16 protein-coding genes and 1 pseudogene are annotated in these 19,363 nt (G+C 70.1%); 9 read left to right on the plus strand and 8 right to left on the minus strand.

Annotation, left to right across the window (positions count from 1 at the left end; translation table 11 throughout):
- Positions 1–33 precede the first annotated feature (33 nt).
- The 4 genes from J8I33_RS02635 to J8I33_RS02650 all read right to left on the minus strand — a co-directional run bounded on the left by J8I33_RS02635 (position 34) and on the right by J8I33_RS02650 (position 3,719).
- Positions 34–1,302 (minus strand): FAD/NAD(P)-binding oxidoreductase, encoded by a 1,269-nt coding sequence (locus J8I33_RS02635; protein WP_209932887.1) that lies wholly within the window; start codon positions 1,300–1,302, stop codon positions 34–36.
- Complete coding sequence (locus J8I33_RS02640; RefSeq protein WP_050010794.1) at positions 1,299–1,532, minus strand: 2Fe-2S iron-sulfur cluster-binding protein; 234 nt, start codon at positions 1,530–1,532, stop codon at positions 1,299–1,301. The genes J8I33_RS02635 and J8I33_RS02640 overlap by 4 nt, the downstream gene beginning before the upstream one ends.
- Positions 1,533–1,662: 130 nt before the next feature.
- The gene (locus tag J8I33_RS02645) at positions 1,663–2,790 is read right to left on the minus strand and encodes an FAD-dependent oxidoreductase (RefSeq protein ID WP_209932889.1); all 1,128 of its coding nucleotides are present in this window, start codon (positions 2,788–2,790) and stop codon (positions 1,663–1,665) included.
- Entirely contained in the window at positions 2,787–3,719 is a 933-nt protein-coding gene (locus J8I33_RS02650; protein ID WP_209932953.1) for a 4-hydroxyproline epimerase, read from the minus strand. Before J8I33_RS02650 ends, J8I33_RS02645 begins: the two co-directional genes overlap by 4 nt.
- A 251-nt stretch (positions 3,720–3,970) precedes the next feature.
- On the opposite strand from J8I33_RS02650, the gene J8I33_RS02655 reads away from it, so the two are divergent.
- From J8I33_RS02655 to ilvD, 5 genes are all read left to right on the plus strand, one after another.
- Positions 3,971–4,891, plus strand: coding sequence for a dihydrodipicolinate synthase family protein (locus tag J8I33_RS02655; protein WP_089489277.1), 921 nt, complete (start codon positions 3,971–3,973; stop codon positions 4,889–4,891).
- Positions 4,892–5,127: 236 nt separating this feature from the next.
- Positions 5,128–6,753: an APC family permease gene (locus tag J8I33_RS02660; protein WP_124680050.1), complete on the plus strand. Its 1,626-nt coding sequence runs from the start codon at positions 5,128–5,130 to the stop codon at positions 6,751–6,753.
- Positions 6,754–6,825: 72 nt separating this feature from the next.
- Positions 6,826–8,418 (plus strand): aldehyde dehydrogenase (NADP(+)), encoded by a 1,593-nt coding sequence (locus tag J8I33_RS02665; protein WP_209932891.1) that lies wholly within the window; start codon positions 6,826–6,828, stop codon positions 8,416–8,418.
- Positions 8,411–9,433: an Ldh family oxidoreductase gene (locus J8I33_RS02670; RefSeq protein WP_209932893.1), complete on the plus strand. Its 1,023-nt coding sequence runs from the start codon at positions 8,411–8,413 to the stop codon at positions 9,431–9,433. Before J8I33_RS02665 ends, J8I33_RS02670 begins: the two co-directional genes overlap by 8 nt.
- A gap of 337 nt (positions 9,434–9,770) precedes the next feature.
- On the plus strand, positions 9,771–11,630 hold the full coding sequence (gene ilvD, locus J8I33_RS02675; RefSeq protein WP_124594646.1) for a dihydroxy-acid dehydratase: 1,860 nt from the start codon (positions 9,771–9,773) through the stop codon (positions 11,628–11,630).
- Between the two features lie 120 nt (positions 11,631–11,750).
- Here ilvD and J8I33_RS02680 read toward each other — a convergent pair whose 3' ends face one another.
- Both J8I33_RS02680 and J8I33_RS02685 read right to left on the minus strand, forming a co-directional pair.
- Positions 11,751–12,596 carry an SH3 domain-containing protein gene (locus J8I33_RS02680; RefSeq protein WP_209932899.1) on the minus strand — a complete coding sequence of 282 codons (846 nt, stop codon included), beginning with the start codon at positions 12,594–12,596 and terminating at the stop codon, positions 11,751–11,753.
- A 28-nt stretch (positions 12,597–12,624) separates the two neighbouring features.
- The gene (locus J8I33_RS02685) at positions 12,625–13,047 is read right to left on the minus strand and encodes a hypothetical protein (protein ID WP_124594644.1); all 423 of its coding nucleotides are present in this window, start codon (positions 13,045–13,047) and stop codon (positions 12,625–12,627) included.
- 297 nt (positions 13,048–13,344) lie between these two features.
- Between J8I33_RS02685 and J8I33_RS02690 the strand changes: the two genes are divergently transcribed.
- Together J8I33_RS02690 and J8I33_RS02695 are read left to right on the plus strand one after the other, a co-directional pair.
- Entirely contained in the window at positions 13,345–14,871 is a 1,527-nt protein-coding gene (locus J8I33_RS02690) for a sigma-70 family RNA polymerase sigma factor (protein WP_124554123.1), read from the plus strand.
- A gap of 182 nt (positions 14,872–15,053) precedes the next feature.
- Positions 15,054–15,935: a helix-hairpin-helix domain-containing protein gene (locus tag J8I33_RS02695; protein ID WP_124650978.1), complete on the plus strand. Its 882-nt coding sequence runs from the start codon at positions 15,054–15,056 to the stop codon at positions 15,933–15,935.
- Positions 15,936–16,081: 146 nt separating this feature from the next.
- Here J8I33_RS02695 and J8I33_RS02700 read toward each other — a convergent pair whose 3' ends face one another.
- Complete coding sequence (locus J8I33_RS02700; protein ID WP_050010773.1) at positions 16,082–16,507, minus strand: helix-turn-helix domain-containing protein; 426 nt, start codon at positions 16,505–16,507, stop codon at positions 16,082–16,084.
- Positions 16,508–16,647: 140 nt separating this feature from the next.
- On the opposite strand from J8I33_RS02700, the gene J8I33_RS02705 reads away from it, so the two are divergent.
- Both J8I33_RS02705 and J8I33_RS02710 read left to right on the plus strand, forming a co-directional pair.
- Positions 16,648–17,145, plus strand: a complete 498-nt coding sequence (locus J8I33_RS02705; RefSeq protein ID WP_209932902.1) for a DUF2938 domain-containing protein — start codon at positions 16,648–16,650, stop codon at positions 17,143–17,145.
- 108 nt (positions 17,146–17,253) lie between these two features.
- Positions 17,254–17,358: pseudogene (locus J8I33_RS02710) on the plus strand (multidrug transporter); the annotation flags it as partial.
- A 30-nt stretch (positions 17,359–17,388) separates the two neighbouring features.
- Here the strand turns inward: J8I33_RS02710 and J8I33_RS02715 are convergent.
- Complete coding sequence (locus J8I33_RS02715; RefSeq protein WP_124650982.1) at positions 17,389–18,903, minus strand: acetyl-CoA hydrolase/transferase family protein; 1,515 nt, start codon at positions 18,901–18,903, stop codon at positions 17,389–17,391.
- Between the last annotated feature and the right edge of the window lie 460 nt (positions 18,904–19,363).

The following is a 19,363-nucleotide window of genomic DNA, read 5'->3' on the forward strand; positions in this document are numbered from 1 at the left end:
GAACCGGGCCGCATCACCGCGACGCTGCATGCGTCACGCGCGGTCGCAGGATTCCGTGCCGTCGAGCATCAGCGTGCCGACCCGCGCGGGCACGAGCGGCGTGCGCGGCGCCGGCGGCGTCCAGCCGAACAACACCTGCGCGGCCGCGCCGCACACACGGCCCTGGCACGCGCCCATCCCGCAGCGCGATTGCAGTTTGGCGGCCGTCCAGCCCGGTTCCCGCGCGACCGCATCGAACCGCACGTCTTCGCAACGACACAGCAGCGTGTCGGGTCGCGCGAGCCGGCGGATCGGCTCCCGGATCGCGAAGCGCTCGCGCACGGCATCCGCGAACGCCTGCCAGTGCGCGCGGCGTGCAACCAGCGCGGCCAGTTGTGCGGTCTGCCCGGTCGCCGCATAGCCGGCGATCTCGCCTTCGACCATCGCCAGCTCGCTGCCGCCGACGCCCGTGCACTCGCCCGCCGCGAAACATCCGTCGCGGCTCGTGCGCTGGTGCGCGTCGACCGCCACCGCGCCGTTGTCGATCCGGCAGCCGAGATGACGCGGCAACACGGTGTTCGGCACGAGGCCGAAGCCGCACGCGAGCCGGTCGCAGTCGACGTCGAATTCGCGATCGCCCTGGCGAATTCGCACGCGTTCGAGCCGCTTATCGCCGAATGCCTCGACGACGTGCGCAGCGGGCCGATACGCGGTCGTAACGAGCTTCGCGGCCTGCGCGAGCTTCGACGGCCAGCGCCACAGCCCCGCGCCGAAGCCGGCCACGTCGCCCCATGCGGCCTGTTCGACCACGTGCGACACGCGCGCGCCGGCCTGCCGGGCCGTCGCCGCGCTGGCCAACAACAGGGGCCCGCTGCCCGCGATCACCGTACGCTGCCCGCGCACGTCGAGCCCGTATTTGATCAGCGCCTGCAAGCCGCCCGCGCCGGTCACGCCCGGCAGGGTCCAGCCCGGAAACGGCAGCAGCAGCTCGCGCGCGCCGCAGCAGAGAATCAGCGTCCGGAAATCGAGCAGCAGCCCGCGTTCGTCGTCTTCGAGCAGCAGCGTGCCCGGCTGCGTTTCGGCGACGATTCGGGTCGCCGCGAGGTGCGTGACGTTCGGCTGTCGCAGCACGGCGACGCGTTCGGCGGCGGCCGGCGTCGGTACAGCCGCTGCCGGCTGCCGCCAGATCTGCCCGCCCGCACGCGGGTTGTCGTCGACGATCGCAACGGTCGCGCCGCTTCGCGCGGCGGCCCGCGCGGCCGACAGCCCAGCCGGACCCGCGCCGACGATCGCGACGTCGACGCTCAGTCGTTCCTGTTTCATCGCGTGCGCTCCACCTGCATGCCGTCGCGGCACAGCGTCTGGCACGCGAGCCGGCGGCGGCCGTCGATCGTCATCCGGCATTCCTGGCAGATGCCCATCCCGCAAAACGGCGCGCGCGCCGCGCCCGTGCACGACACGCGCGTCGTGTCGTCGCCGCTCGCCGCGACGACGGCCGCGACGGTCGCGCCGTCGGCCACCGTCAGCGCGCGGCCGTCCAGATGAATGATCATGTCAGCCTCCGCCGCCGGGCCGCGCCAATGAGGCTGACCGCCCCCTCGGGGAGAGCGTTGCATGGGACCGGAGTAAGCGCTGATGCACCAACTCCGGTCGACAGCGAACAAAGTGAGCGTGGGGGTCGTTTCATGTCAGCGCTCCGGTGACGAGGGACACGCTCAGGAAGCGTCCCGGCAAATACGGTTCGATATCGATGGGCGGCCGCTCGCCGGCCATCAGCGCGGCGACGAGCCGCGCGCTGCCCGGCGCGGTCGTCACGCCGAGCCCTTCATGCCCGACCGCGAGCCACACGCCCGGCCGCGCCGGGTGCTCGCCGAGCAGCGGCAGGCCGTCGGGGCTCGCGGAGCGGAAGCCGGTCCATGCGCGGATGCCGTTCAGGTCGGCCAGATCCGGCAGATAGCCGACCGCGCGGCGCAGCATCCGCGCGAGCACCGGCGGCTCCACCTGCGCGTCCTCGGTGTCGAACTGGCGCGACGAGCCGATCAGCAACTGGCCGGTCGGCCGCGGCTGCACGTTGAACGCGACGGACGTGCCGTCGCTTGCGTGCGCGCTCGCCGCATAGCCGAGCTCGACGAGCTGGTGCGACACGTGGCCCGGATAACGGTCGGTAATCAGCAGATGGCCCTTTTTCGGGCGCAGCGGCAGTTCGGGCAGCAGCGTACGCGCCGCGACGCCATTCGCGACGACCACACGCTCCGCGCGCAGCACGTCCCCGCTCGCGAGCGTCACGCCAGGGCCGTCGATCGCGACGGCCCGCTCGCGGCGCAACGTGATGCGCGGCGCGCGCTGCAGCAGCCAGTTCGCGGTGACGGGCGCATAGAGGATCGCGTCGCCCGGAATCCTCAGCGCGCCGCCGAGGCCCGCGCGCAGCATCGGCTCCAGTCGCGCGAGCGCCGCCGCGTCGATCAGCTCCCCGGCCACGCCGTGGGCAGCGAGCGTCGCCTGCTTCGCGCGCGCCAGATCCATTTCGTGCGCATCGGCCGCGAGCCACAGCGTGCCGCAGTTGCGGTATGCGCAGCCGTCGGGCATCTCGCCACTCAACGCGCGCCACAGTCCGATCGAGTAATGGCTCAGCGCGAGCTCGGCCGCGTTGTCGTCCATCGCGACGAGGTGCCCCATGCCCGCGCCGGTCGCGCCGCCGCTCGCGTCGTCGACGACTAGCACGCGCAGCCCGCGCTGCGCGAGTTCGTGCGCGCACGCCGCGCCGACGATGCCGGCGCCGATCACGACGACGTCGGTCTTCGTTTCGCTCACGACCCGATGCCCCAGCCGAACGGATCGTCTTCGTCGATCAGCAGCGTCGCTTCCGCGCTCAGGTGCGCGCTGCCGCGAATCGTCGGCACGATGCCGCCGTCGGCCAACTCGTAGCTTGCGTGGAACACACTGCCGATCACGCTCGCCTGCCGCCACACGACGCCGGGCGCGAGCTTGCCGTCGGCCGCGAGGCACGCGAGCTTCGCGCTGGTGCCGGTGCCGCACGGCGAACGGTCGTAGGCAAGGCCCGGGCACAGCACGAAGCTGCGGCTGTCGTGCGCGGGATCGTCGGCGAACAGCTCGATGTGATCGATCTCGCCGCCGTTCGCACCGGTGATGCCCGCGCGTTCGAGCCCTTCGCGCACGGCCGACGCATACGCGGTGAGCGCCGCGACGTTGTCGCCGGCGACGCGCTGCCCGTGGTCGCTGATCAGGAAGAACCAGTTGCCGCCCCACGCGACGTCGCCCTTCACGGGGCCGTATCCCGGCACGTCGAGCGCGACGCCCTGCGCATGGCGATACGCGGGCACGTTGCGCACGCTGACCGACAGGTCGTCGTGCAGCGTCGCCTCGACGGTGCCGACCGGCGTCTCGATCCGGTGCACGCCGGGTGCGATACGTCCCATGTGATGCAGCGTGCGCACGACGCCGATCGTGCCGTGCCCGCACATCCCGAGATAGCCGCTATTGTTGAAGAAGATCACGCCGGCTGCCGCGTCCGCCGACACCGGGTCGCACAGCAGCGCGCCGACCAGCACGTCGCTGCCGCGCGGCTCGAGGATGCATGCGGTGCGGTAGCGGTCGTACTCGCGCGCGAGCACGTCGCGGCGCTCGGCCATCGTGCCGTTGCCGAGCGACGGAAAGCCGGACACGACGAGCCGAGTGGGTTCGCCGCCCGTGTGCGAATCGATGATCTGGATGCGCTTCATCATGAGCTGTCAGAAGTGGGGAAAGGAGCATAGCTTCCTCCGTCGCGCGTCCGTCCGCTTGTGGCTTTTCGATGAGGACGACGACGAAATCGGCATAGTGCGACGCACCCTTCGCGCCCCTGCCGGCCGCTGTGCCGATTTCGTCATTTTGCTCCGCGATACGACTCAAGCGTGATGGACGTTTGCGCGGCGATACTGGTTGCCACACCGACACACCCGTCGGCCGACCGATACGAACGTAGGAGATTTCAGTGAGCCGCAAAGCCATTCAGTGGACCGGGGTTTTCCCGGCCGTCAGCACCCAGTTCAAGCCGGACTTTTCCCTCGACATCGACGCCACGCACCGCGTGGTCAAGAACCTGGTGAACGACGGCGTGTCGGGCCTCGTGGTCTGCGGCACGGTCGGCGAAAACACGTCGCTGTCGACGAGCGAGAAACTCCAGGTGATCGAGGCCGCACGCGACGCGGCCGGCGGCAAGATTCCGGTGATCGCCGGCATCGCCGAATTCACGACCGAATTCGCGCGCAACACGGTGCGCGAAGCGCAGCGCGTCGGTGTCGACGGCGTGATGGTGATGCCCGCGCTCGTCTACTCGGCGAAGCCGCACGAAACCGCCGCGCACTTCCGCGCGGTCGCAACGAGCACCGACCTGCCGGTGATGGTCTACAACAACCCGCCGATCTACAAGAACGACGTGACGCCCGACGTGCTGATCGCGCTTCAGGATTGCGAGAACATCGTCTGCTTCAAGGATTCGTCGGGCGATACGCGCCGCTTCATCGACCTGCGCAACGCGGTCGGCGATCGCTTCGTGCTGTTCGCGGGCCTCGACGACGTCGTGGTCGAGAGCATCGCGGTCGGCGCCGAAGGCTGGGTATCGGGCATGTCGAACGCGTTCCCGAAGGAAGGCGAGACGCTGTTCCGCCTCGCGAAGCAGAAGCGCTTCGACGAAGCGCTCGCGCTGTATCGCTGGTTCATGCCGCTGCTGCACCTCGACGCACGCCCGGACCTCGTGCAGTGCATCAAGCTGTGCGAAGAACTCGTCGGCCGCGGTAGCGCGGTCACGCGTCCGCCGCGCCTCGCGCTGCAAGGCGAGACGCTCGCGGAAGTGAAGGCCATCGTCGCGAAGGCGCTCGACACGCGCCCGGCGCTGCCCGACGTCGGTCTCTGATCGACGCCTCTGCGGCGGCGGTGCGCGGGCATTTCGCCTGCGTGCCGCCGTCTCCGGTCCGGCATGGCCTGCGGGCCCGTTCGCCCCCGGCGCCAGCCCGCGCCGCGCGTGAATGTCCCGCAGCCCGCCCCGGTCGCTCGAACCGGGCGTTGCCGGCCGACAGGCAGGCGCGGCTGCTCCGTCGGAGCGCGGCGCACCTCAAGCCTGTGCCGATATTCCCTCCAGGAGACACGCCCATGCCAGGCCAAGGCAATGCACACCCGTCTGTCCCGCTTTCCCGTTCCGCGCACCCCGGCGCGGGTCACGGCAAGTTCAAGAAACAGCTGTCGCTGACCGATCTCACGTTCATCGGTCTCGGCGCCATTTTCGGTTCGGGGTGGCTGTTCGCCGCGAGTCACGTGTCGACGATCGCGGGCCCGGCCGGCATCTTCTCGTGGCTGCTCGGCGGCTTCGCGGTGCTGCTGCTCGGCATCGTCTACTGCGAACTCGGCGCCGCGCTGCCGCGCGCGGGCGGCGTGGTGCGCTACCCGGTGTTCTCGCACGGCCCGCTGCTCGGCTACCTGATGGGCTTCATCACGCTGATCGCGTTCTCGAGCCTGATCGCAATCGAAGTCGTCGCCGCGCGCCAGTACGCGGCCGCGTGGTTTCCGGGCCTGACGGTCGAAGGATCGAGCGACCCGACCACGCTCGGCTGGCTCGTGCAGGCCGCGCTGCTCTGCTTCTTCTTTTACTTGAACTATTCGAGCGTGAAGACGTTCGCGAAGGCGAACAACATCATCAGCATCTTCAAGTTCATCGTGCCGCTCGCGGTGATCGGCGTGCTGTTCACGTTCTTCAAGCCTGCGAACCTGACCGTGCACGGCTTCGCGCCGTTCGGCATGCCGGGCATCGAGATGGCCGTGTCCGCGGGCGGCATTATCTTCGCGTATCTGGGGCTCACGCCGATCGTGTCGGTCGCGAGCGAGGTGCGCAATCCGCAGCGCACGATCCCGATCGCGCTGATCCTGTCGATCCTGCTGTCGACGCTGATCTACGTGCTGCTGCAACTCGCGTTCATCGGCAGCATTCCCACCGACATGCTCGCCGCCGGCTGGCACGACGTGAACAAGGCGTTCTCGCTGCCGTACCGCGACATCGCGCTCGCGCTCGGCGTCGGCTGGCTCGCGGTGATGGTCGTCGCCGACGCGATGATCTCGCCGAGCGGCTGCGGCAACATCTACATGAACGCGACGCCGCGCGTGGTCTACGGCTGGGCGAAGACGGGCACGTTCTTCAAGGTGTTCACGCGCGTCGACGAAGCGTCGGGCATCCCGCGCGCGGGCCTGTGGCTCACGTTCGGACTCGCGATCTTCTGGACGCTGCCGTTCCCGTCGTGGGAAGCGCTGATCAACATCGTGTCGGCCGCGCTGGTGTTGAGCTATGCGGTCGCGCCCGTGTCGGTCGCCGCGCTGCGCCGCACCGCGCCCGACCTGCCGCGGCCGTTCCGCGCCAGCGCGTTCGGCCTCACCGGCCCCGCGTCGTTCGTGATCGCCGCGCTGATCGTCTACTGGTCGGGCTGGAGCACGGTGTCCTGGCTGCTCGGGCTGCAAATCGCGATGTTCGTCGTCTATCTCGCGTGCCGCCGCTGGGTGCCGACCGCGCACCTGAGCCTCGCCGAGCAGGTGCGTTCGTCCGCGTGGCTGATCGCGTTCTATGCGGCGATGATCGTGCTGTCGTATCTCGGCGGCTTCGGCGGCACGGGCCGGCTCGCGCATCCGTACGACACGGTCGTCGTCGCGGCCGTCGCGCTCGTCATCTACTACTGGGGCGCGAACACCGGCGTGCGCGCCGACAAGCTGCAACTCGACGACGACGAGGACTGACGCGCCCGCACCCTTTCCCCTTCCATCGGCCGGGCGCTCCACGCCCGGCCCTGCTTTTTTCCGAGGAAAACCATGCAACTCACAGGTCAGCTCCTGATCGGCCAGTCGGCCGTCGCCGGACAGAACGGCACCCTCCACGCGCTCGCCGCCGCCACCGGCGAGCCGCTCGAACCGGCCTTCGGCGGCGCGAGCCTGCACGATCTGGAAACGGCGTGCGCACTCGCCGACGACGCGTTCGACACCTATCGCGAGACGTCGCTCGAAGCACGCGCCGCGTTCCTCGACGCGATCGGCCGCCACATCATGGCGCTCGGCGACGACCTGATCGAGCGCTGCATCGTCGAAACGGGACTGCCGCGTGCGCGCATCGAGGGCGAACGCGGCCGCACGGTCGGCCAGCTCGCGCTGTTCGCGTCGCTCGTGCGGGACGGCGGCTTTCTCGACGCGCGGATCGATCCGGCTCGCGCCGAGCGCAAGCCGCTGCCGCGCGTCGACCTGCGGCTGCGCAACGTCGCGCTCGGGCCCGTCGCCGTGTTCGGCGCGTCGAACTTCCCGCTCGCGTTCTCGGTGGCCGGCGGCGACACGGCATCGGCGCTGGCGGCCGGCTGCCCGGTGATCGTCAAGGCGCATTCCGCGCATCCGGGCACGTCGGAGCTCGTCGGCCGCGCGATCCAGCAGGCCGCGCGCGAATGCGGGATGCCGGCCGGCGTGTTCTCGCTGCTGTTCGACGCATCGCGCGAGATCGGCCAGGCGCTCGTCGCCGATCCGCGCATCAAGGCCGTCGGCTTCACCGGGTCGCGCCGTGGCGGCGTGGCGCTGATGCATATCGCGGCGGCGCGAGCCGAACCGATTCCGGTCTATGCGGAAATGAGCTCGATCAACCCGGTGCTGCTGTTTCCGGCCGCGCTCGATGCGCGTCACGACACCATCGCATCGCAGTTCGTCGCGTCGCTTACGCTCGGCGCCGGGCAGTTCTGCACGAATCCGGGCCTCGTGCTCGCGGTCGACGGCCCCGCGCTGCGCGCGTTCGAAGCCGCAGCGGCCGATGCCGTGCGCGCCGTCGCCGCGCAAACGATGCTGACACCGGCCATCCACGCGAGCTATGCGCAAGGCGTCGCGGCGCTGCGCGATCACTCGGCCGTCGAACGGCTGGCCGAAGGCGTCGAAGGCGGCCGCCATCAGGCCCGCGCGGCGCTGTTCGCGACCTCCGCCGACGCGTTCATCGCGCACCCCGAACTGCGCGACGAAGTGTTCGGCCCCGCGTCGCTGATCGTGCGCTGTCCGGACGCCGACACGCTGCATCGCGTGCTGAAAGCGCTCGAAGGCCAGTTGACGATCGCCGCGCATCTCGCCGACGGCGACGCGGCGCTGTTCGCCGCGCTGCGCCCGACGCTCGAACGCAAGGCCGGCCGCATTCTCGTCAACGGCTTCGGCACGGGCGTCGAAGTCGGCCATGCGATGGTGCACGGCGGCCCGTTCCCGGCGACGTCCGACACGCGCACGACGTCGGTCGGCGCACGCGCGATCGAGCGCTTCCTGCGCCCCGTGTCGTACCAGGACGTGCCCGACGCGCTGCTGCCGGACGCGCTCCGCAGCAGCAATCCGCTGCACGTGCCGCAACGCATCGACGGCGTGCCCGCCCCGCGCGAGGTGAACCATGTCTGAGCGCACCGCCGAAGTCGTGCTGTCGCTCGACGAAGTCCACGCGCTCGCGCTGCGCGTGCTGATGCACAACGGGATGTCCGACGCGCATGCGCGCGCCATCGCCAACGTGATCACGCAGGGCCAGCGCGACGAATGCCATTCGCACGGCGTGTACCGGCTGCTCGTCTGCGTGCGCTCGCTGAAGAAAGGCAAGGTCGATCCGCAGGCCGTGCCGACGCTGCGCCGGCTGTCGTCGTCGGTCGTCGCGGTCGACGCGCATCGCGGCTTCTCGCTGCTGAGCTTCGAGACCGGGCTGCCCGTGCTGGTCGAGATGGCGAAGCAGCACGGCATCGCCGCGATGGCGATCAACCACTGCTATCACTTCTCCGCGCTGTGGCCGGAGGTCGAGGCGATCGCCGCCGAAGGGCTGGTCGGCATCGCGATGAACCCGAGCCATAGCTGGGTCGCGCCGGAAGGCGGCCGCGAGCCCGTGTTCGGCACCAACCCGATCGCGTTCGCGTGGCCGCGCCCGGGCGGCGAGCCGTTCGTGTTCGATTTCGCGACGAGCGCGATCGCGCGCGGCGACATCGAGCTGCACGCGAAACAGGGCAAGGCGATTCCGGCGCACTGGGCGATCGACGCGGACGGCCAGCCGACCACCGACCCGAAGGCCGCGCTGCAAGGCGCGATGCGCACGTTCGGCGGCCACAAGGGGTCGGCGCTCGCGGCGATGGTCGAGCTGCTCGGCGGCGCGCTGATCGGCGACATGACGAGCCGGGAATCGATGGACTTCGACGAAGGCGTCGGCGCGACGCCGTGCCACGGCGAACTCGTGATCGCGTTCGATCCGAACGTGTTTCTCGGCGACGATCTCGACGCGGGGCTCGCGCGCGGCGAGCGGATGTTCGAATCGATCGTCGCGCAGGGCGCGCGGCTGCCGTCGCAACGGCGCTTCGACGCCCGCGCGCGCAGCATCGCGAAGGGGGTGCGGATTCCGAAGCCGCTGTACGACGAGATCCTGACGTTGCTCGATTGATGCGCGATCGCGGACGGCATGGCACGGCTTCATCGTCGGCAAGACGGGCGATGAAGCCGCTGCCGGGCTCCGCTGGCGATGGCCGGGTTCCGAATTCGCGCGTTCCCGCCGTTCCGTCTTCGCGCCTTCGCGCCGCGCTTCGTTTGCCTACGCGCTGCCCACCGCGCCCGCCCCGCGCCGGTCGGCCTTGTCCGCCGGCGCCGCCCGCCCGGCGGCTGTGGGATAATCGCGGAGTTTGCCCAGGGCGCAGCTCAAGAGGTTGTTCGCACGGGCGCGAGAGAGGCCTTTATTCCCCGAGCCTCCACCCTTTTCCCGCGATATTTCTTCAGCCATCACCATGCCCACTTACCGTTCCAAAACCTCCACCGCCGGCCGCAACATGGCAGGTGCGCGCTCGCTGTGGCGCGCCACCGGCATGAAAGACGACGATTTCTCGAAACCGATCGTCGCGGTCGTCAACTCGTTCACGCAATTCGTGCCCGGGCACGTGCACCTGAAGGATCTCGGCCAGCTCGTCGCGCGCGAGATCGAAGCCGCGGGCGGCGTCGCGAAGGAATTCAACACGATCGCGGTCGACGACGGCATCGCGATGGGCCACGACGGCATGCTCTATTCGCTGCCGAGCCGCGACATCATCGCCGACTCGGTCGAATACATGGTGAACGCGCACTGCGCGGACGCGATGGTGTGCATCTCGAACTGCGACAAGATCACGCCGGGGATGCTGATGGCCGCGATGCGCCTGAACATTCCGGTGATCTTCGTGTCGGGCGGCCCGATGGAAGCCGGCAAGACGCGCCTCGCGAACCCGGTCACCAAGGCCATCGAACTGAAGAAGCTCGACCTCGTCGACGCGATGGTGATCGCGGCCGACCAGTCGTATTCGGACGCCGACGTCGCCGAAGTCGAACGCTCGGCGTGCCCGACCTGCGGTTCGTGCTCGGGCATGTTCACCGCGAACTCGATGAACTGCCTGACCGAAGCGCTCGGCCTGTCGCTGCCCGGCAACGGCACGGTGGTCGCCACGCACGCCGACCGCGAACAACTGTTCAAGCGCGCCGGCCGCCGCATCGTCGAACTGACGCGCCAGCACTACGAGCAGGACGACGAACGCGTGCTGCCGCGCGCGGTCGGCTTCAAGGCGTTCGAGAACGCGATGACGCTCGACATCGCGATGGGCGGCTCGACCAACACGATCCTGCACCTGCTGGCGATCGCGCGGGAAGCCGGCATCGACTTCACGATGAAGGACATCGACCGGCTGTCGCGCATCGTGCCGCAGCTGTGCAAGGTCGCGCCGAACACGAACAAGTACCACATCGAGGACGTGCACCGCGCAGGCGGCATCATGGCGATCCTCGGCGAACTCGACCGCGCCGGCAAGCTGCACACCGACGTGCCGACCGTGCACGCGCCGACGCTGAAGGATGCGCTCGACCAGTGGGACATCGTCCGCACGCAGGACGAAGCGGTCCGCACGTTCTACCAGGCCGGCCCGGCCGGCATCCCGACCCAGGTCGCGTTCAGCCAGAACACGCGCTGGCCGAGCCTCGACCTCGACCGCGCCGAAGGCTGCATCCGCTCGTACGAGCATGCGTTCTCGAAGGAAGGCGGCCTCGCGGTGCTGACGGGCAACATCGCGCTCGACGGCTGCGTGGTGAAGACGGCCGGCGTCGACGAAAGCATCCTCGTGTTCGAAGGCTCGGCGCACGTGACCGAATCGCAGGACGAAGCGGTCGAGAACATCCTGAACGACAAGGTCAAGGCCGGCGACGTGGTGATCGTGCGCTACGAAGGCCCGAAGGGCGGCCCGGGCATGCAGGAAATGCTCTACCCGACCAGCTACATCAAGTCGAAGGGGCTCGGCAAGGCGTGCGCGCTGCTGACGGACGGCCGTTTCTCGGGCGGTACGTCGGGTCTGTCGATCGGCCATTGCTCGCCGGAAGCGGCAGCGGGCGGCGCGATCGGCCTCGTGCGCGACGGCGACCGGATCCGCATCGACATTCCGAACCGCACGATCGACGTGCTGGTGTCGGACGAGGAACTGGCGCGCCGCCGCGAGGAGCAGAACGCGAAGGGCTGGAAGCCCGCGCAGCCGCGTCCGCGCAAGGTGTCCGCGGCGCTGAAGGCCTACGCGAAGCTGGTCATGTCGGCCGACAAGGGCGCGGTGCGCGATCTGTCGTTGCTCGACGACTGACGCAGCGGGCTGCGAGCGACCGGTAGCGCGTGACCTCGCCCCCGCTTGCCTGATCCCGAAGCCGCTCTCCGGAGCGGCTTTTTTTCGTCCGGCGCCGGAGCACCCGCGGCACCGGCGCGGTCAGTGCCGGCGTTCGTCCGGGCCGCCGCCACCGCCGCCGCGGTTACCGCCACCGTTTCCGCCGCCCTGCGGCTGCGCATAACCGCCGCCACCTCCGGCTCCCTGCCGCACCGGCGGCGGCATCGTGCGGGCCTCGCCGCCCGGCGCGGGCGGCGGCCGGAGCACGGCCGGCGGCGGGCCGGCCGGACGCGCGTTGCCCGCTCCGCCCGGCATCGGCGTTGGCGCCGGGCTCGCCGGACGCGCATTGCCCATCCCGCCCGGCATCGGCGTTGGCGCGGCCGGCGGCGGCATCCGGTTCGCACCGTTCCAGCCGCCGCGCGTCGCCGACGGCCGCGTGTCATGCACGGGCGGCGGGCCGCCCGGCGCGACCTGTATCGGCGCGCCCGGTTGCGGACGCCCTTGCGCCGGCGGCATGCCTCCGGGGCCGAGCCTCGGCTCCGGACGGCGCGCCCAGCGGTCGCGGTCCGGATACCACGGGCGGTGCCGGTAATAACGATCCCAGTACGCGCCGATCGCGAATCCGGTCACCGGCACGCCGATGATCGCGCCGTACTCGAGCAACGGCACGTAGCTGCCTTGATACGGATAGTCGAGCAGTTGCGCATCGATCCAGCCGCGCACGCCCGGCAGCGCGACGTCGCACCACGTGTAGTCGCTCAGGCAGCCGAATACGCCCAGCGCGGTGCCGGGCGGAATCTGCGCGACCACCGGGTAATCGGGCGCCGGCCCCGCATACAGCTCGGCCGGCGAATTCGTGTAAGCGCTGCTCTGCGCATCGGCGACGCCCGGCGCGGCCGCGAGGCCAGCCAGGACGATGCACAGACTTCGGACAATCGTGTTCCTCACGATGCTCTCCCGCGCCGCCGCGCGCCGGTCAGTGCCGATGGCCGCCACCCCAGTGACCGCCACCCCAATGCCCGCCGCCCCACGGACGATGCCAGTACCCGCCGCGCCCGCCCCAGTATCCGCCGCCCCAGCGGCCCCAGAAGCCGATCGTCACGGGCGGCCCGTACCAGCCGGAGTAGTACGCCGGGTAGTAATACGGATACGGTGGCGGCACGTAGGCCGGGGCGACGTACATGGGCACCGCCGTGCCGGCGTCGACCTGCGCCTGCGGCACGGTCGACGCGGCCGGACCGGACGCAGTCGGCGCGGCCGGGATCTCGCGCTGCGTCACCGTGGCGGGCACCGGCGCGTAATAAGGTGCATAACCGTACGGGCTCGTGTAGTAGCAGCCGCCCAGCGTCAATGCGGCCAGCGCGACGACGGCGGGCCTCGCGGCGGAAATCGGGTTCATCTCGTACTCCAGCAGAATCCGCGCGCCGCCGCCGGGCGCGCGCCTGACTCTAGCTTACGTCCCCTGCAGATTTCCGCGCGTATGATCGGTTACTTTTTGTTTCCTGCGCCGGACGGCCGCGCGGGCACGCCGCGTGCTGGCCCGTCCGCGGCGCCGGCGTTGAAGTTGGCGCAAATGCCCTCAACTTGGACGATGTCGGGCTGACCGGCGCGGACGGGCGTCCGCGGTCCACCGGCAACCGCAAACCGGCGAGCTTCGGCCCGCCCTGACAGGAACGCGGCTCGCGCCGCCATCGACATGACTACGCCACGCCCCACTCCCCGGGCGGACACACCGCTCGATCCGATCATCCAGCTGCTGGCCCTTGCCGGCGAGCAGGGTTATCTGACGCACGCCGACCTCGTCGACGCGCTGCCGCCCGAAAGCGACAGCCCCGACGCGCTCGAGGTCGTGCGCGCCGCGCTGGCCGACATCGGCATCGCGGTACTCGACGAGCCGGCCGTGCCTGCACCGTTCGCCGGCGCGGCGCCGGTCGAGGTCGATCGCGACGCGCTCGACGAAGGCCGCGCCATGCTCGGCGACCTCGCGCGCGGCACGAGCGCGTCGACCGATCCGCTCGCGCTGTACATGCGGCGCATGCACGCGGTGCCGCTGCTCACGCGCGAAGGCGAAATCGTGCTCGCCCGCGAGATCGAGACGGGCCGCCATCAGATACTGCATGCGATTGCCGGCTATCCGCCCGCGGTCGACGCGCTGCTCGAGCGCCATCGCGCGACGGGTGCAACCGGATCGCCCGATGAAGAGGATCGCGAAACGTCCGCGCCCGCCCGCTACGACGCGCTGCACGCAGCGGTGTCGGCATTGCGCGACGCGTTGCATACGCATGGCAGCCGTTCGGCCGACTACCGTGACGCGCGCAACCACGTGGCGACCCTGCTGGGTTCGCTCGCGTGGGTCGCGCCGGCCGTCGACGACGCAAGTCGTGCCGTGCGCGCACTCGCCACCGCCCGCGATGATCCGTCGGCGACCGACGCCGCGGGCTTCGACGCGGTCGCGCGGCGCGCCCTCGCAGCCGCGCTGAGCGACGGCCAGCAGAAGGTCCGCGACGCGACGCGGGCGATGCTCGAGGCGAACCTGCGGCTCGTGCTGTCGATCGCGCGCAAGTACCTGAACCGCGGCGTCGACCTGTCCGACCTCGTGCAGGACGGTTGCCTCGGCCTGATGCGCGCGATCGAGAAATTCGAATACCGGCGCGGGTTCAAGTTCTCGACCTATGCAACCTGGTGGATTCGCCAGGCGATCGCGCGCGCGGTCGCGGATCGTTCGCGCACGATCCGCGTGCCGGTGCACGTCGGCGACCAGTACCAGCGCGTGCAGCGGCATGCGCTGCGCTTTCGGCAGCGCACCGGCCGGCGGGCCACGCCGGCCGAGCTCGCGGCCGAAACCGGCCTCGACGAAGGCAAGCTGCGCGCGGTGCTCGCGCTGCCCGCCGAGCCGGTCTCGCTCGACACGCCGCTGCCCGACGCGGACACCGGCCTCGTGGAGCTGATCGAGGATCAGGCATCGGCCAGCCCGTTCGAGCAACTGGCCGACACGCGCATGCGCGAATGCGTACGGGCGCTGCTGCGTTCGGTCACGCCGACCGAGGCCGACGTGCTGCGCCGGCGGTTCGGCCTCGGCGGCGCCGAGCCCGACACCTACGACGCGATCGCGCAGGATGCGGGGATGTCGCGGGAGCGCGTGCGGCAGATCGAGAAACGGGCGCTCGCCGCGCTGCGTACGGCCGCCGAGGCCGAGAACGCGCAGTCGTTTCTCGACGCGTAACCGCATCGCGCACGGCGCACGGTCATGCCGCACTCCGGCACGACCGTGCGCCGCGCGCCTGTGTTACGTTTGCCATTGACGCGCATCAAGTTTTCTTCATCGCGCGTCGCGACAATGGTTGACAGCCGACCGGCGCGTCGCGCGCCGCGTCCATTCCGTTTGTGCTTTCCGGGTCTCTTGCCATGCAGTCGACCGTCAGCCAGACGTACGAGGAAAACCGGACTGTCGCGGCCTGCCTGCGCGAGGCCTCGCAGTGGCTCGTCGACCAGGGCGCGAACCCGTATCGGGTCGCCGCGTACCGCGCGGCGGCCGATACGGTCGACGCGCTCGACCGCGACATTCGCGGCGTGTTCGAAACCGGCGGCGTCGAGGCGCTCGGCGCGCTGCCCGACATCGGCGCGGGCGTCGCGCAGGCGATCGCCGAGTTGCTGGTCACGGGACGTTGGCGCCAGCTCGACCGCTTGCGCGGCGACGCGGAACGCGCGTCCGCCTTCGAAGCGGTGCCGGGCATCGGCCACGCGCTCGCGCTGCGCATTCACGACGCACTGCACATCGACACGCTGGAGGAGCTCGAACGCGCGGCCCGCAACGGCCAGCTCGAAACGATCGCGGGCGTCGGCCCGCGACGCGCGGTCGGCATCCGCGCCGCGCTCGACGACGTGCTGAGCCGCCGCCGGCGCTGGCAAGGCCATATGCGACATGCCGGCCCCGGCACGGAGCCGCCCGTCGAACTGCTGCTTTACATCGATCGCCAGTACCGCAACAAGGCGGCCGCCGGCGTGCTGCCGACGCTCGCGCACCGGCGCCTGAACGCGGACGGTTACGTGCCGCCGCCCGTGATGCACATGACCAAGGGCGGCTGGCATTTCACGGTGCTGAGCCAGCATGCGGCCATGCGCACGCCGGAAGCCGGGCGCCCGACCGACTGGGTGTCGCTCTACTTCTACGACGCCGTGCAATGCGAGCACCAGCGCACCGTGTTCACCGGAACGTACGGCGCGCTCGCCGGCAAGCGGATCGTGCGCGGGCGCGAGATGGAATGCCGCGTGTATTACGCAGGGTGATGCCGGCGTCGGCGGTTTCGCTGACGTCGAAGGCGGCACAGGCCGCGTCGCCTTTTCGCGATTCGACGGGTCGAACGCGTTACGTCGCCACGTAGCCTCTCCTGCCGCACCGCTACCGCACCGCCCGCTTCGCGCAGGCTCGCCGCCTACGCACCTTCCGCCTTCGCGCGGCGCGCCGGATGACGATGCGCGGCAATGCGCAGCAGCTTCTGGAACGACGGGCATTCGAGGTGGTTCACGGCCGGGCACACGGCCGCATGCCGCAGCGCGTCGCGTACCGCGCCGAGACGGCGGATCGTGCGATCGAGCTCGTCGGCCTTGCCGTCGAGCTTCGCGCGGTCGATCGCGGGCCGCCCCTCCGCGCCGACCATCGCGAGGATGTCGTCGAGCGAGAACCCGGCCTCCCGCCCGAGCGCGATCAGCGCCAGGCGCTCCAGCACCGACTCGTCGTATTGCCGCCGCAGCCCGTGCCGGCCGATCGGAACGATCAGTCCCTTTTCCTCGTAGTAGCGCAGCGTCGACGCGGGCAATCCCGTGCGCCGCGCGACGTCCGCAATGTCCAGTCGGCTCATGCTTGACCTCAAGTGAACTTGAAGTTGCAAGATAGTCGTCCGACTCCACGAAGACAAGCCCCAACCGTCATGAAACCGTTGAAACCGCGTCGTATTCCGCTGTACCGCATCGCCATCACCGCCCGCTGTAGAGGGGCGCGATGAGCACGCCCGATGCCCTCCTCAAACTGCTGTTGATCGGCGCGGGCGCCACGCTCGTGATGGATCTGTGGACGCTGTTCCGGCGGCGTGCGTTCGGCATTCCGTCGCTCGACTACGCGCTGGTCGGCCGTTGGCTCGGCCACATGACGCACGGCCGGTTCCGGCATGCGTCGATCGTCGCCGCCGCGCCCGTGCCCGGCGAACGCGTGCTCGGATGGGTCGCGCATTACGCGATCGGCATCGCGTTCGCGGCACTGCCCGTGCTGATCGCCGGCCCGGCGTGGATCGACGCGCCGACGCTGCTCCCCGCCCTCGTGGCAGGGCTCGCGAGCGTGGCCGCGCCGTTCTTCGTGATGCATCCGGCGTTCGGTTTCGGCATGGCGGCGTCGCGCACGCCGCGGCCGGGCGTCGCGCGCCGGCACAGCCTCGTCACGCATCTGTCGTACGGCGTGGGGCTCTACGTTGCGGCGTACACGCTCGCGGCGCTGGCCGGTTGACCCGCGCACCGGCGTACCGTCAGCCGCACCAGCGTATCGCGCTCGTCGGGCGTGAAGCCGCGCAGCCCGTCATCGGCGGCGGTATCGCCCACCTCCAGCATCTGCGGAAAGATCTCGCGCGTCGCGACGCTGCTGATGATCCCGCTGTTGCTGCTGATCCGCCCGCCGCAGAAAGTGGCGAGCGTCGACGTCGCGCATGCGGCGATGGATTGACGGGCCCGCCTGCGCCCGTCCCAGGCCCCGTCAGGCCTTCATCGACCCGGTGCGCACGTAGCGCTCGTGCCACGACAGCGCTTCGGCGAGCAGATGCGGCGTGTGCTTGCCGAAGCTCTCGCGCGACGCGCGCTCGAAGTAGTCCTCGAGCATCGGCCGGTAGTCCGGGTGCGCGCAGGTCGCGATGATCTTGCGCGCGCGCTGCTTCGGCGACAGGCCGCGCAGGTCGGCCAGCCCCTGTTCGGTGACGACGACCGCGACGTCGTGCTCGGTATGGTCGACGTGGCTCGCCATCGGCACGATCCGCGAGATCGCGCCGCCCTTCGCGGTACTCGCCGACATGAAGCACGACAGGTAGCCGTTGCGCGCGAAGTCGCCCGAGCCGCCGATGCCGTTCTGGATCTTCGTGCCCATCACGTGCGTGGAATTCACGTTGCCGTAGATGTCGGCCTCGATCATCCCGTTCATCGCGATGCAGCCGAGCCGGCGCACGAGTTCCGGATGGTTGCTGATCTCCTGCGGGCGCAGCACGATCTTCTCGCGGAACGTCGCGATTTCGTCGGCGAAACGCTGCACGGCGGCGGGGCTCAGCGACAGCGCGGTGGCCGACGCGAAGCTCAGCGTGCCGTCGTCGAGCAGGTCGAGCATGCCGTCCTGGATCACCTCGGTGTAGGCGGTCAGGTTCGAGAAGCCGGCCGAGCTGAGTTCCGCGAGCACCGCGTTCGTGATGTTGCCGACGCCCGACTGCAGCGGCAGCAGGTTTTCCGGCAGGCGGCCGCGCTTCACTTCGTGACGCAGGAAGTCGATCAGCTGCAGCGCGATCTGCTTGGACGTCGCATCCGGCGCGGAGAATGCATTGCTGCGATCGGGCGCGTCGGTCTCGACGATCGCGACGATCTTGTCGGCCGGGCAGCGCAGGTACGGCTCGCCGATCCGGTCGTCGCTCTTCGTCAGCGGAATCGGCTTGCGGTGCGGCGGCAGCGCGGTGCCGTAATAGATGTCGTGCATCCCGTCGAGGCCGAGCGGCTGCCGCGTATTCACTTCGAGGATCACGTGCTTCGCGCGCTCGAGCCAGGTCTTGTTGTTGCCGATCGACGCGGACGGAATCAGCAACCCGTCCTCGCGGATGCCCGCGACTTCGACGATCGCGACGTCGAGATCGCCGTACAGCCCGAACCATGCGTATTGCGCGACGTGGCTCAGGTGGACGTCCTGGTAATCGACTTCGCCGCCGTTGATCTTGTCGCGCAGCGTGGGGTCGGACTGGTACGGCAGCCGCATCGAGATGCCGTTCGTGCGGGCGAGCGCGCCGTCGAGTTCCGGTGCGGTCGATGCGCCCGTCAGCACGTTGATCCGGAAGTCCTCGCCGCGCGCGTGCGCCGCGTCGATGTGGGCGGCCAGCGCGGCCGGCACGGCCTTCGGATAGCCCGACCCGGTGAAGCCGCTCATGGCGACGGTCATGCCGGGGCGGATCAGCGCGGCGGCTTCGTCGGCGGTGCGGACGAGCGAACGCAGGGCGGGAGCGAGGATGCGTGAAGAAGACATGGCTGGTTATCTGACGCTTGGGTCTGTCGTTGACGTCGCGGGGGGTGTCTCCTGAGCGACGCGAAGCCCTTGGGGCCGCGAGGGGCGGCCCGGCACCACAGGCACGGTCGGAGTATCGCAGAGGCGATCGCCGCGAAATGTCCGCTGGATGCAAAAGATCCTTGCCGGATTTGCCGGGTATCGAACGACCGTTCTGTGACAGGCGATCCGCCCGCCCCGGACACCCACGAAAGGTGCACGAAAGCATCGGGCGAATCGCCGGTTCGCGATCGCCGGCCGTCGCGCGTCGATCGACCGGTCTGCATCGACATCGGCGACGTTCGGCTCGGTCATCGCCGCGACCCGTCCGGCGCGGCCGATTGTCGCCCGATGCGGTTTTTCCGGCGCTGACGGGGATCAAGGTCGCATGGGCTGCGCGACACCGGCCGGGCGGCGCGAAAAACACCGCCTCGCCGGCCTG

The sequence above is a fragment of the Burkholderia sp. AcTa6-5 genome (genome assembly GCF_017815075.1).
GTDB lineage: Bacteria > Pseudomonadota > Gammaproteobacteria > Burkholderiales > Burkholderiaceae > Burkholderia > Burkholderia sola.